Annotated in this window: 12 protein-coding genes; 6 read left to right on the forward strand and 6 right to left on the reverse strand. The window is 70.1% G+C overall.

All coding sequences use genetic code 11. The features are described 5' to 3' along the window. Position 1: 1 nt before the first annotated feature. From ABZS58_RS33710 to ABZS58_RS33720, 3 genes are read right to left on the reverse strand one after another with little or no spacing between them, the layout of a single operon-like run. Complete coding sequence (locus ABZS58_RS33710) at positions 2–1711, reverse strand: urease subunit alpha (protein ID WP_354787293.1); 1710 nt, start codon at positions 1709–1711, stop codon at positions 2–4. Continuing rightward, a complete protein-coding gene (locus ABZS58_RS33715) occupies positions 1708–2019 on the reverse strand; it encodes an urease subunit beta (RefSeq protein ID WP_354787294.1) in 312 nt (103 codons plus the stop codon). Before ABZS58_RS33715 ends, ABZS58_RS33710 begins: the two co-directional genes overlap by 4 nt. Beyond that, positions 2016–2318 (reverse strand): urease subunit gamma, encoded by a 303-nt coding sequence (locus ABZS58_RS33720; protein ID WP_354787295.1) that lies wholly within the window; start codon positions 2316–2318, stop codon positions 2016–2018. The genes ABZS58_RS33715 and ABZS58_RS33720 overlap by 4 nt, the downstream gene beginning before the upstream one ends. 175 nt (positions 2319–2493) lie before the next feature. Here ABZS58_RS33720 and ABZS58_RS33725 point away from each other — a divergent pair, with 175 nt between their 5' ends. From ABZS58_RS33725 to ABZS58_RS33735, 3 genes are all read left to right on the forward strand, one after another. Beyond that, positions 2494–3417 carry an AAA family ATPase gene (locus ABZS58_RS33725; protein ID WP_354787296.1) on the forward strand — a complete coding sequence of 308 codons (924 nt, stop codon included), beginning with the start codon at positions 2494–2496 and terminating at the stop codon, positions 3415–3417. Between the two features lie 47 nt (positions 3418–3464). After that, a complete protein-coding gene (locus ABZS58_RS33730) occupies positions 3465–3746 on the forward strand; it encodes a YiaA/YiaB family inner membrane protein (protein ID WP_354787297.1) in 282 nt (93 codons plus the stop codon). A 526-nt stretch (positions 3747–4272) separates the two neighbouring features. Next, the gene (locus ABZS58_RS33735) at positions 4273–5373 is read left to right on the forward strand and encodes a hypothetical protein (protein ID WP_354787298.1); all 1101 of its coding nucleotides are present in this window, start codon (positions 4273–4275) and stop codon (positions 5371–5373) included. A 552-nt stretch (positions 5374–5925) separates the two neighbouring features. On the opposite strand, the gene ABZS58_RS33740 is transcribed toward ABZS58_RS33735, so the two are convergent. From ABZS58_RS33740 to ABZS58_RS33750, 3 genes are all read right to left on the reverse strand, one after another. After that, positions 5926–7032, reverse strand: a complete 1107-nt coding sequence (locus ABZS58_RS33740; protein ID WP_354787299.1) for a VTT domain-containing protein — start codon at positions 7030–7032, stop codon at positions 5926–5928. 157 nt (positions 7033–7189) lie between these two features. Beyond that, complete coding sequence (locus ABZS58_RS33745; RefSeq protein ID WP_344513766.1) at positions 7190–7372, reverse strand: UBP-type zinc finger domain-containing protein; 183 nt, start codon at positions 7370–7372, stop codon at positions 7190–7192. A 71-nt stretch (positions 7373–7443) separates the two neighbouring features. Next, positions 7444–9015, reverse strand: a complete 1572-nt coding sequence (locus tag ABZS58_RS33750; RefSeq protein WP_354787300.1) for a Na+/H+ antiporter — start codon at positions 9013–9015, stop codon at positions 7444–7446. A 162-nt stretch (positions 9016–9177) separates the two neighbouring features. On the opposite strand from ABZS58_RS33750, the gene ABZS58_RS33755 reads away from it, so the two are divergent. The 3 genes from ABZS58_RS33755 to ABZS58_RS33765 are packed head-to-tail and all read left to right on the forward strand — an operon-like array spanning position 9178 to position 12415. Then, on the forward strand, positions 9178–10392 hold the full coding sequence (locus tag ABZS58_RS33755) for a fused response regulator/phosphatase (protein ID WP_354787301.1): 1215 nt from the start codon (positions 9178–9180) through the stop codon (positions 10390–10392). Continuing rightward, positions 10389–11966, forward strand: a complete 1578-nt coding sequence (locus tag ABZS58_RS33760) for an ATP-binding protein (RefSeq protein ID WP_354787302.1) — start codon at positions 10389–10391, stop codon at positions 11964–11966. Before ABZS58_RS33755 ends, ABZS58_RS33760 begins: the two co-directional genes overlap by 4 nt. Then, positions 11963–12415 carry a response regulator gene (locus ABZS58_RS33765; protein WP_354787303.1) on the forward strand — a complete coding sequence of 151 codons (453 nt, stop codon included), beginning with the start codon at positions 11963–11965 and terminating at the stop codon, positions 12413–12415. The genes ABZS58_RS33760 and ABZS58_RS33765 overlap by 4 nt, the downstream gene beginning before the upstream one ends. The last annotated feature ends 4 nt before the right edge of the window (positions 12416–12419 follow it).

Genomic DNA, 12419 nt, shown 5'->3' on the forward strand with positions numbered 1-12419 from the left:
ACTAGAACAGGAAATACCGCTGGGCCATCGGCAGCTCGGTGACCGGGTCGGGCTCGACGACCTCGCCGTCGATGCGGACGGTGAACGTGTCCGGCTCCACCTCGATCCGCGGCAGCGCGTCGTTGCCCGGCAGGTCGGCCTTGCCCCTGCCGCGGGTGTCGGCGACGGCGGCCAGCCGGCGCTGGAGCCCGAGCCGGTCCGCGAGCCCGTCGTCGAGCGCCGCCTGCGCGACGAACGCGAGGCTGGTCGCCGGGGCGGCCTTGCCGTAGGCGCCGAACATCGGGCGGGACAGGACCGGTTGCGGCGTCGGGATGGAGGCGTTCGCGTCGCCCATCGCGCCCCAGGCGATCGCGCCGCCCTTGATGACGGTGTGCGGCCGGACCCCGAAGAACGCCGGGTCCCACAGCACCAGGTCGGCGAGCTTGCCGACGGCGACGGAGCCGACCTCGTGATCGATGCCGCTGGCGACCGCCGGGCAGATGGTGTATTTCGCGACGTAGCGCTTGGCCCGCTCGTTGTCGGCTGGGCCGTCGCCGGGCAGCGACCCGCGGCGCCGCTTCATCACGTGCGCGGTCTGCCAGGTGCGCAGCACGACCTCGCCGACCCGGCCCATCGCCTGCGAGTCCGAGCCGATGATCGAGATGGCGCCCAGGTCGTGCAACAGGTCCTCGGCGGCCATCGTCGACGGCCGGATCCGGCTCTCCGCGAACGCCAGGTCCTCCGGCACGCTCGGGTTGAGGTGGTGGCAGACGATGAGCATGTCGAGATGTTCGCTGAGGGTGTTCCGCGTGTACGGCCTGGTCGGGTTCGTCGAGGACGGCAGCACGTTGGGGTGGGACGCGACGGTGATGATGTCGGGCGCGTGGCCGCCGCCGGCTCCCTCGGTGTGATAGGCGTGGATGGACCGTCCGGCGATCGCGCTGAGGGTCTCCTCGACGAACCCGGCCTCGTTGAGCGTGTCCGTGTGGATGTTCACCTGGACACCTGAGGCATCCGCGACCCGGAGGCAGGCGTCGATCGCCGCGGGCGTGGTGCCCCAGTCCTCGTGCAGCTTGAAGCCGCCGGCGCCGCCCCGCAGCTGCTCCCACATCGCGGCCTCGGACACGGTGTTGCCCTTGCCGAGCAGCAGCACGTTGACCGGCCACGGGTCGAGCGCCTCGAGCATCCGGGCCAGGTGCCAGGAGCCGGGGGTGACCGTGGTCGCCTTGCTGCCCTCGGCCGGGCCGGTGCCGCCGCCGACGATCGTGGTGATGCCGCTGGCCAGGGCCTCCTCCAGGATCAGCGGGGCGATGAGGTGCACGTGGCAGTCGATCGCACCGGCCGTGAGGATCCGGCCGTTGCCCGCGATGATCTCCGTGGACGGGCCGATGACCAGCGCCGGGTCGACGCCGTCCATGATGTCGGGGTTGCCGGCCCGGCCGATGCCGACGATGCGGCCGTCGCGGATGCCGATGTCGGCCTTGACGACGCCCCAGTGGTCGAGGACGACCGCGCCGGTGATGACGGTGTCGGGGGTGCCTTCGGCGCGGGTCGCCCGGGACTGGCCCATCGACTCGCGGATCACCTTGCCACCGCCGAAGACCGCCTCGTCGCCACCGGCGCAGTGGTCGCGCTCGACCTGGATGAGCAGGTCGGTGTCGGCGAGGCGGATCCGGTCGCCGGTGGTCGGCCCGTACAGGTTGGCGTAACGCCTGCGGTCGATCTCCATCACGGTGCGCCCTCTTTGCTTCCTTTGACGCGGAGACCCGGAACGATGCGGTTTCCCGCGAGGGGCACCAGCACGACGTCGCGGGACACGCCGGGCTCGAAGCGCACCGAGGTGCCCGCGGGCACCCCGAGGCGGTGGCCCTGAGCGGCCTCGCGGTCGAAGTCCAGCGCGTCGTTGGCCTCGGCGAAGTGGTAGTGCGACCCGACCTGCACCGGCCGGTCGCCCGTGTTGGTCACGGTCAGCGTCAGCTCCGCCCGGCCCTCGTTGATGACCACCGGGCCCTCGCCCGGGAGGATCTCGCCGGGGATCATGGGATCGGGTGGTGGACGGTCACCAGCTTGGTGCCGTCCGGGAAGGTGGCCTCCACCTGCACCTCGACGATCATCTCGGGCACACCCTCCTGCACGTCGTCGCGGCCGAGCACGTGCCGGCCGGCCTCCATCAGGTCGACCACGGTCCGGCCGTCACGGGCGCCCTCCAGCAGGAACGCGGTGATGATGGCGATCGACTCGGGGTAGTTGAGCTTCAGGCCGCGGTCCTTGCGGCGTTGTGCCACGTCGGCGGCGACGTGGATCAGCAGGCGCTCCTGCTCGTGGCGGGTCAGGAACAACGACGGCCTCCCATGTTCTGCCCCGGGATGCTGGCAGACTGATGTTTCTCCCGCATTACACGAAATTCGAATCGCTTTTCCGAATGCATTTCAGAATACTGCCGAAAAGGCTTTGAGGGACGCGTGTTAGGCTCCTGACCTGGACTGCCCCGCGGGTCTACCTAGAGAGTTGCGCATGAGCAATCACCGGTCCGTCGTCATCAACGGCGACCTCGGCAGCGGCAAGAGCACCGTTTCCGTGGAGCTCGCCAGCCGGCTCGCACTGCGGCGTATCAGCGTCGGCGACATGTACCGGCAGATGGCCGAGGAACGCGGCATGACCGCGCTGCAGCTCAACCTCCACGCCGAGCTCGACGACGCGATCGACAGCGCCGTCGACGAGCTGCAGAGCAACATCGCCAAGTCCGGTGAGCAGCTCATCGTCGACAGCCGCCTCGCGTGGTTCTTCTTCCACGACGCGTTCAAGGTGCACCTCATCACCGAGCCCAACGAGGCCGCCCGTCGCGTCCTGGCCCGCCCGCACAGCGAGGTCGAGCGCTACGCGACGCTCGAGGAGGCCAAGGAGCGGCTGCACGGGCGCAGCGAGAGCGAGCGGGTGCGCTTCCTGACGCGGTACGGTGCCGACAAGCTCCGCCTGCGCAACTACGACCTGGTGTGCGACAGCACCCGGGCCCGCCCCGACGACATCGTCGCGATGATCGTGGACGCGTTCGAGGGCCGTCTCGGCGGCGACATCCTCCGCGAGCGCCCGCCGCTGCTGCTGCTCGACCCGATGCGGATCTATCCGACGCGGTCGTTCGACGTCCTGGAGGACGCCGTCGTCACGGAGATCGGTGAGGCCGGGCCGCAGGCGCTCGAACCGTTGACGATCGGGCACTCCGGGCCGGATTACTACGTCATCGACGGGCACCGCCGGCTCAGCGCCGCCGTGCAGCACGAGTTCCGTCTCGTGCCGGCGAGTCTCCTGGCCGAGGGCGAGGAGCTGGTGACCAACCGGTTGAGCGCCAACGACTACTTCCGCGCGCACGTCACCGACGAGGTCGTCGACGCGTGGCAGCGGGCTCACAAGATCGAGCTGCCGGTACCCGCCCTGAGTTGAGTAGCTCGACTCAGGACGCTCCACCCGGCGGTGCCGAGACTCATGGCATGACATCACCAGTTCCCGCGAAGACCACCACGGCGTTCTTCCTGCAGTCCGCGGTCTCGTTCGGGGTCGCGGTGGTCGGCCTCGGCATCGGCATCGCCTACCTGCCGGTCAACCAGTGGATGCGCGCGTTTCTCGCCATCGGGTTGCTCTACACCGTCACGTCGGCGTTCACCCTTGCCAAGTGCGTCCGGGACCACCAGGAGTCCACGGGCGTCGTCCAGCGGGTCGACCAGGCGCGCCTCGACAAGCTGCTCACGGATCACGACCCGTTCCGCGCGTAGCCAGCCGTCCGCCATTCCGGATATTTCACCTTATCTGCCATCCGGCCTAAGTCACACCCGTCATGTCTAGGCCGGATGGCTATCTGGCTGTATGGTTCACCACAACGTGGCGACCTTGAAGACCGCTACAGCCGCTGCGCGCACGATAGAGTGATCTGGACCACTCTCGGCGCGCGCCGATATGCCCGATCCGGGGCTATCGTGCCGCTTTATAGTCGTGCTATTTCTTAGGCACGACTTAAGAATCCTAAAGGTAGCCGCAACGGCACCTCGCAGGGTTTCACTCACCCGGCGAGCCGTGGCATGCTTCGACCCGGAAACAGTTACGCAAGGTTGTGAGCGACATACCGAGCGCCGATCTTGACGGCATTGCCGAGAATGAATCGCGCCCGGTTTCCTCGCAAGACATACGCAGTCGAAAGTAAGGAGCGGAATCACCAACCGAGCATTCACGCCGAATAGCTCCGACAGGCCTGAGGCCGCGTCGACTGACGGATGTCGACTGATCCGGGAGGATTCCCAGCACATGAACAGCACTTCCACCACTACGACCCGCAGCGTGTTACGCCGCACGAGCGTCGGCATCGTCGCCGCGGCCCTGTTCGCCGGCGGCGGACTGAGCGCCTGCAAGGACCTGCCGGCGACCGGCTCGGCCGGCCGCCCGACCGTCGGCCCGACGAACGCCCAGCCGTCCACCTCGACCAGCGTCGCGCCGGTCTCCTCCGCCTCGCCCTCGGCCTCCGCGTCGGCCTCCGCGTCACCCTCCAAGGGCGCGTCGTCGAGCACGAAGCCGCCCGCGCCGGGCAACGGCGGAGGCGTGCCCGCGACCTACACGGTCGCCGGCTACCCGGCCGCGCACAACACGGGCTATCCGCAGGGCCTGGCCGGTGACACCCGCAAGAAGGTGACGCTGACGCCGTACACCGGCCCGATGACCATCACGGTCGCCGGCACGGTCATCGACGGCAAGGACATCAACGGCCACCTGGAGATCAAGGCCAAGAACGTGACGATCCGCAACAGCCGGATCCGCGTGGCCAACGTCCAGGCCGTGACCTCCACCGACGACAACGCGAACCTGCGCATCGAGGACACCGAGATCGACGGGCAGCTCAAGGACGCCTCGACCGGTGGCATCGCCCTCATCGGCCGCACCGGCTACACCCTGCTGCGGGTCAACGCCCACGGCTCCGGTGACATCCTGCGCATCGACGGCCGCGGCACGGTCCAGGACTCCTGGCTGCACGACCCGGGCGGCACCGGCTCCGCGCAGCACAACGACGTCATCCAGTCGACGAACGCCGTGTACGTCCGCATCCTGCACAACCGCCTGGAGAACCAGCACACCCAGACGTCGTGCATCCTGCTCAAGGCCGACATCGGTTCGATCAACGACGTCATCGTCGACAGCAACCTGATGAACGGCGGCGGCTACTCGTTCTACTGGTACGACGCCAACTACAAGATCACTAACGGCAAGGTCACGAACAACAAGTTCATGCGCCAGTCGGGCGGCGGCTTCTGGCCCAAGGGCGGCTACTACGGCACCCAGGCGTTCAAGGCGTCCCAGCTTCCCCAATGGAGCAACAACACCTGGAACGACAACGGCCAGCAGATCGGCATGTAACTTCGCGGGACCATCAGGCAGGGGCGCGGCGCCGATCCAGGCACCGCGCCCCTGCCTTTCCCGTCACCACCCCACGATTGCCAACCGCCACCATTCATGACCATTGGTGGGCGATGCCCACGATCCGGCACCGCCCCGGACAACTCACAACCCCCACGACCAATCGGGCGCATTCCGGCACCAGTTTCAGCATTCTCATGATCCCGAATGCATTCGGCGGCCCTGCCAGCCGAAACCGTTTTGAGATCATGCGACGCCCTTTCCCGCCGCGCCATCTGATCGCCCATCTCCCGCGGTGATGCACTGATCCGAACGAATCCGGCAGCCCTGCCTCCAATCGTCCGGGGATCACGGTGCGGGCGACGCCCCGCTGATTTGCCGCACAGACTCCCGAGCCACCACGCCCGGGAGCCTGCCCAGCTCGGCAGCCTCAGGCGCAGGACCTAGCCGACTCGGCGGCCTCGAGGCGAGGAGCCCGCCGACCCGCCAGCCTCGGTCGCGGGACCTTGCCGGCCCGGACACCGGGGGACCCGCCTGTTTCGAAGGGAGCGGTCAGCTGGCGTTCTGGAGGCCGTTGACCTGGACGACGACCGACTCCGCGGCGGCGACGGCCTCGGCGGCGACGAGGACCTCGATCGCGGCCATCGGCTCGGCGGCGGCGAGGGTCTCCATCGCGGTGCGGCGGCAGCGGCGGCGGGGCGGCTGGGGCGCGGCGACGACCGGCATGCTGCCCGCGGCGCGGACGACCCGGGCGACGAGGCCGACCTTCGCGGCGAGGCCCCCGCCGACGATGGAACGGCCGGACAGACGGCCGTTGAACATGCCCCTGGTCGGGCGGCCGGACTTCGCGTCGCCGCTCGCGGCGGTGCCGGTGCCCCCGTTCGGCTGAGCACCGGACGTGGTCAGCACCGGCCCGGCGGCGACAGCCAGGTGGGCGGCCGCGGCCGGCTGCGCGGACAGGGCCGGCTGCGCGGACAGGGCCGGCTGCGCGGACGGGGCCGGCTCAGCGGCGACAGCGGAGGAGGCGGGCAGCAGGGCGACGGCGGCGGCCGGCTCGGTGGTGCGCTTGCGGAGGCGGCCGGCCAGGCCGAGGAGCGGGGCGCCCGCGAGGAAGAGCAGGGCGGCGGCGCCGACCAGGGTGAGCGGGAGCCAGGACGAGTCCTCGATGGCCTCGCCGCCGAAGTGGCCGAGCAGGGCGCCGTAGGTGGCCCAGAGGGTGGCGGCGACGACGTCGTAGGTGGCGAAGCGGCGGGTCGAGACGCCGTTGCGGCCGGCGTAGATCGCGGTGATCATGCGGCCGGCGGGGACGAAGCGGCACAGGAGCACGGCGAGGAAGATGTGCTTGCGCATGGCTTCGTTGAGGCGGAGGGTGATCGCCCGGGGTTTGCGGCGGGTGAGCCGGTCGGGGGCGCCGGCGTCGCGGCGGGCCAGGCGGCGGCCGAGCAGGAAGGCGAGCAGGTCGCCGGAGACCGCGCCGAGGGCGCCCGCGCCGACGAGGAGCAGCAGCTCGACGTGGCCGGTGGTGGAGAGGATGCCGCCGCCGATCATCAGGGCCTGGGCCGGGACGACCGGGACGAACGCGTCGACGGTGAGGAGCACGAGGATCGTGACGTAGAGGACACTGGGCGCCGCCACCAGGTCCATGACCGCGTCTACCATCGCCTGCTCACCATGGTCCGCCCCCTACCCCGTCGTCAGCCGGCCATTCCCCGTTGACCATGGCAACACGAATGCACCCCACTCCATGCCCAACTGGTGATGATTGTGTCGGGCGTCTCCTTAGAAACCGCTGAGAGACACGTACCCGCAGGTAGGACTAGCCGATGGTCTCGTCCAGGTAACACCAGCGCCAGTACTCGCCGGGCTCGATCGAGCGCATGACGGGGTGGTGCGTGGTGAGGAAGTGCTGCGTGGCGTGCCTGCGTGGGGAGGAGTCGCAGCACGCGACGTGCCCGCAGGTGAGGCACTGCCGGAGGTGTACCCAGTCCGTGAAGCCCATTTCGACGCATTCCGGACACCCCTCAACGTCCGGGATGTCCAGCTTCTCCGCAGACTCGATGTGCGCGCAGCTCACAGATCTCCTCGCTCCAGCAGTGACTCTTCCAGGTCCATGTCCCGCTGCGCCTGACGCAGCGTCTCCTCGGGGATCTTGCCGCTGTCGCGGGCCTTGCGGAAGACGTCCCGTTCGGCGTTCAGCATCTCGCGTCGCAGACGGGCGTACGCGGCGGACGGCGTTTCCCGGTCGGACCGGCCGAGGCGCTCCCAGGCGAGGTTGGAGCGGCTGAGCGCGCCCTGCCGCAGCCGCTCGACCACGCCGTCGGGCGCGTCGGCGGCGACCTCCTCCAGGCGGGCCTTGCCGGCGCGGCTCGCCTCGTGCTGCACGGAGGCCTCGGCGAGCGCGTCCTCCTTCTCGTCGTCGCCCGGCACCTTGAGCCGGCGCGCGACCGCGGGCAGCGTCGCTCCCTGCAGTACCAACGTGGCGACGATGACGCCGAAGGCCAGGATGACGAAGAGTCCGCGCGGATAGTCCCCGGCCTCGCCGGGTGCCGGCAGGGAGAGCGCGGCGGCGAGGGTGACGGCACCGCGCATGCCGGCCCAGGAGATGACGGCGGGCGCGGCGAACGCCGGAGCGGGGTCGCGGCGGCGGACGCGTGGGATGAGCCGGGCGAGGTACACCGTGGGGAAGAGCCACACGATCCGGGCCACGATCACCACGCCGACCACCGCGGCGAGGCAGCCCATCGTGAACCAGAAGGTGAAGCCCACGACCTCCTCGATGAGCGCCCGTAGCTGCAGGCCGACGAGGAGGAAGACCGACCCTTCGAGCAGGAACTTCACCATCCGCCAGAAGGCGTCCATCTGCAGGCGGGAGGCGGCCGACATGAGCGTCGGCATCTTGTGGCCCAGGGCGAGCCCGGTGACGACGACCGCGACGACGCCGGAGGCGTGGATGCTCTCCGCGGGCAGGAACACCAGCCAGGGGGTGAGCAGCGACAGCGCGTTGTCGATGAGCGGGTTCTGGATCTTCTTGTGCAGGTAGCCGAGGACGATGCCGCCGACGACGCCGATGCCGACCCCGCCCAGCACGGCGATCGAGGCCGTCCGGGTGATCGACCAGGCGTCGACGGCCTGGCCGATCCCGGCGGCGACCGCGACCCGGAGGGTGACCAGCGCGGTCGCGTCGTTGATGAGGCTCTCGCCCTCCAGCACGGTGACGATCCGCCGCGGCAGGCCGATGCGCCTGGCGACCGCGGTGGCGGCGACGGCGTCCGGCGGCGCGACGACCGCGCCGAGCGCGAAGCACATCGCGAGCGGGACCTGTGGCAGGAGCGCGTGGAGCGTGAAGCCGACGGCCGCCGCGGTGAAGAGGACCAGCCCGACCGCGAGCAGCAGGATGGGGCGGAGGTTGAACCGGAACGCCGGGACCGAGGTTTCCAGCGCCGCCACGTACAGGATGGGCGGAAGAATCCCGAGCAGCACCATCTCCGGGTCGAGCTCGATCTCGAGCACCCCCGGAATGAACGAGATGCCGATGCCGACCAGGACCAACAGGATGGGTGACAGCACACCGATGCGCCGCGCCACGACAGAGGTGGCGACGACGACCGCGATCAGTCCGACGATGTTCTCGAGCCCGTGCACGCGCGAAAGCCTATCCATCGGTAGGACGCGGCAGGCGTGTGGTGACGGCGGCCACTACGGCTGAGACACTGCACCCGCACGTGCACCAAGTCGTCAGGTAGGGAAGGATCGTCCCCATGTGTGCCGCGCGACAATTACCGCCCCCTCCGGGAGGGTGTGAGCATGGCCGACGTCGGCACGACGGCTGAACTGCGCAATCGCCGCCTCGGCCTGCACACCGGGGAGCGCATCCGGGTGCTGCTCGTCGAGGACGACCCCGGCGACGCGTTCCTGGTCCAGGAGCTGCTGGCGGAGGCCGGCGCCCCGTTCGACGTGCGGGTGGCGCAGACGATGCGCGAGGCCCGCCCGCTGCTGCGCGAGGTGCACTGCGTCCTGCTCGACCTCGGCCTGCCCGACGCGAGCGGGCTGGACGGGCTGCGGCTGGTGCTCCAGGACGCGGGCAGGGTCGCGGTGTGCGTGCTCACCGGCCTGGAGGACGAGCACCTGGGCACCGCGGCCGTCGCCGAGGGCGCACAGGACTATCTCGTCAAGGGCGCCGTCGACGGTACCGGTCTGTCGCGCGCCGTCCGGTATGCCGTCGAACGGAAGCGGGCCGACGAGCAGGCCAGGCTGCTGCGCGAGTCGGAGCTGCGGCAGGCGGAGTCGGCCCGGCTCGAGCGCGGTCTGCTGCCCAAGCCGATCATGGCCGGGGTCGAGGCCGACCTGTGGTCGATCTACCGCCCGGGCCGCGACCGGGGGCTGCTCGGTGGCGACTTCTTCGACGCGATCGGCACCGACGGCACCCACCTGCACCTGCTCATCGGTGACGTGTGCGGGCACGGCGTCGACGAGGCCCCGCTCGGGGTGGCGCTGCGCGTCGCCTGGCGGGCCCTCGTGCTGGCCGGGGTGCCCGAGGACCACGTTCTGGACTCCCTGGAGCAGGTGCTGGTCAGCGAGCGGCGCTCCGACGAGCTGTTCGCGACCGTCGCGGTCGCCACCGTCAACCTGGCCGAGGGCACCGCGCGGATCCGGCTCGCCGGGCACCCGCCGCCGATCGTCATCGCCGGGGACCGGGTCGAGCCGTGCGACGTCCAGCCGGGCCTCGTGCTCGGCGTGCTGCAGGGCGTGCCCCGCCCGGCCACCGAGGTGCGCCTCGGCGAGCCCGGCTGGCAGCTGCTGCTGTACACCGACGGCCTGATCGAAGGGGGTGCCGCCCCGGACGTGTCCGGCGGGGAGCGCCTCGGCATCGAGGGGATCGTCGAGGTCCTGCGCAACCGTGGCGGCGCGCAGCCCCGCGACCTGCCCGCCTGGCTCGCGGCGCAGGCCGAGGGCCACAACGGCGGCCCGCTGTCCGATGACATCGCCGTACTGCTGCTGGACCCTAGGAGTACGGGATGAACCCCACCAAATGGTCGCTCTGGCGCCGGATCATCGCGCTGTGCGCGGTCGTCGCGGGCGTGCTCGGGATCCTCGCGGTGAGCGCGACCGTCGCCGCGGCCGCCAACCGGGCCGACACGGCGAAGGTCATGGACCGGCTCACGCCGGCGCTGATCAACACCGAGGAGCTGTACTCGCAGCTGCTGCGCCAGCAGACGAGCGCGCGGACGTTCCTGCTGACCGCCAAGGACAGTGACCTCGACACGTACCGGGCCGCCCAGCAGGCCGAGACGGAGATCCTCGCCGACTCCGAGCGGCTGCTGGCCGACGAGCCCGCCCTGCTCAGCGCCGTCCACGACATCGCGGCGGCGACCTCGCGGTACCGGCGCGAGATCACCGAACCGTTGATCGCGCAGACCCGCGCGCAGGGTCCCAGCGCCGAACGCGCGACGCCGACGGACACCTCCAGAGCCGTCTACACCGCCGCCTCCGACCGGATCAACGCGCTGCGCACCGCCCTGGAGGCCCGGCGCGACGGGGTCGCCGCGCAGGTCCGCTCCTCCGGCAACATCCTGATCCTGCTCCTCGTCTTCGCCGGGATCGTGATCATCGTGGCCGGCGCGTCGCTGGCGCTGCTGCTGCGGCGGCTGGTGACCAGGCCCGTCACGGAGCTCGCGGCCGAGGTGCGCATGGTCGCCGCCGGCGACTACGACCACGAGATCACCGGCGGCGGCCCGCCCGAGCTCGCGGCCCTGGCGGCCGACGTCGACACGATGCGCCGCCGGATCAACACCGAGCTGCGGGACGTCGTGGAGGCCCGCCGGCTGGTCGAGGAGGCCAACCGGATGCTGGAGCAGCAGGCCGCCGAGCTCACCAGGTCCAACCGCGACCTCGAGCAGTTCGCCTATGTCGCCTCGCACGACCTGCAGGAGCCGCTGCGGAAGGTCGCCTCCTTCTGCCAGCTGCTGCAGCGTCGGTACGCCAGGCAGCTCGACGAACGCGCGGACCAGTACATCGCCTTCGCCGTGGACGGCGCCCAGCGCATGCAACGGCTGATCAACGACCTGCTGGCCTTCTCCCGCATCGGCCGGCTGACCAGCGGCTTCAACGACATCGACCTGAACAAGGTGGTCGTCGACTCGGCCGAGCAGTTCGAGTCGCAGCGCGCCACGACCGACGCCGAGATCATCTTCACCGACCTGCCCGTCGTGCGAGGTGAGGAGCCGCTGCTCGGCGCGCTCTTCAGCAACCTCATCGGCAACGCCCTGAAGTTCCGGCACCCGGACCGCACGCCGCGCATCGTCATCGACAGCCGGCAGGACGGCGACGAGTACGAGTTCAGCGTCGAGGACAACGGCATCGGCATCGAGCCGGAGTTCGCCGACAAGGTCTTCGTCATCTTCCAGCGGCTGCACGCCAAGGACGCCTACCCGGGCACCGGCATCGGCCTCGCGATCGCGAAGAAGATCGTCGAATACCACGGCGGCCGGATCTGGATCGACCCCTCGCAGGCCGAAGGTACGCTGTTCCGGTTCACGATTCCCGTCCCCGTTTCTGATGCCCCTGTGCTTGAGCTTGAGGAGTCCGTTCGATGACCGCACCCAGGGAGTCGTCCCTGCCGATCGAGGTGCTCCTGGTTGAGGACGACCCGGGCGACGTGCTGATGACGCAGGAAGCGTTCGAGGAGCACAAGGTCCGCAACAAGCTCAACGTCGTCCAGGACGGCGAGGAGGCACTGTCCTACCTGCGCCGTGAGGGTGCGCACGCGGACGCCCCGCGGCCCGACCTGATCCTGCTGGACCTGAACCTGCCCCGGGTCGACGGGCGGCAGGTCCTGCAGGCCATCAAGGAGGACCCGGACCTGCGCCGCATCCCGGTCGTGGTCCTGACCACCTCGCAGGCCGACGAGGACATCCTGCGCAGCTACTCGCTGCACGCCAACGCGTACGTGACGAAGCCGGTCGACTTCGACAGTTTCATCGCGGTCGTCCGGCAGATCGACGAGTTCTTCGTGAGCGTGGTAAAGCTGCCCCCGCGGGGGTGACGCT

Origin of the sequence: Dactylosporangium sp. NPDC005555, from assembly GCF_040605635.1 — a bacterium.
Taxonomy (GTDB): Bacteria; Actinomycetota; Actinomycetes; order Mycobacteriales; family Micromonosporaceae; genus Dactylosporangium.

Coding starts and splice junctions, on each gene's coding strand:
- ABZS58_RS33745 (WP_344513766.1), bottom strand. CDS start 7,372: ATGGGCTTCACGGACTGGGTACACCTCCGGCAGTGCCTCACCTGCGGG.
- ABZS58_RS33760 (WP_354787302.1), top strand. CDS start 10,389: ATGAACCCCACCAAATGGTCGCTCTGGCGCCGGATCATCGCGCTGTGC.
- ABZS58_RS33755 (WP_354787301.1), top strand. CDS start 9,178: ATGGCCGACGTCGGCACGACGGCTGAACTGCGCAATCGCCGCCTCGGC.
- ABZS58_RS33725 (WP_354787296.1), top strand. CDS start 2,494: ATGAGCAATCACCGGTCCGTCGTCATCAACGGCGACCTCGGCAGCGGC.
- ABZS58_RS33715 (WP_354787294.1), bottom strand. CDS start 2,019: ATGATCCCCGGCGAGATCCTCCCGGGCGAGGGCCCGGTGGTCATCAAC.
- ABZS58_RS33730 (WP_354787297.1), top strand. CDS start 3,465: ATGACATCACCAGTTCCCGCGAAGACCACCACGGCGTTCTTCCTGCAG.
- ABZS58_RS33735 (WP_354787298.1), top strand. CDS start 4,273: ATGAACAGCACTTCCACCACTACGACCCGCAGCGTGTTACGCCGCACG.
- ABZS58_RS33740 (WP_354787299.1), bottom strand. CDS start 7,032: ATGGTAGACGCGGTCATGGACCTGGTGGCGGCGCCCAGTGTCCTCTAC.
- ABZS58_RS33765 (WP_354787303.1), top strand. CDS start 11,963: ATGACCGCACCCAGGGAGTCGTCCCTGCCGATCGAGGTGCTCCTGGTT.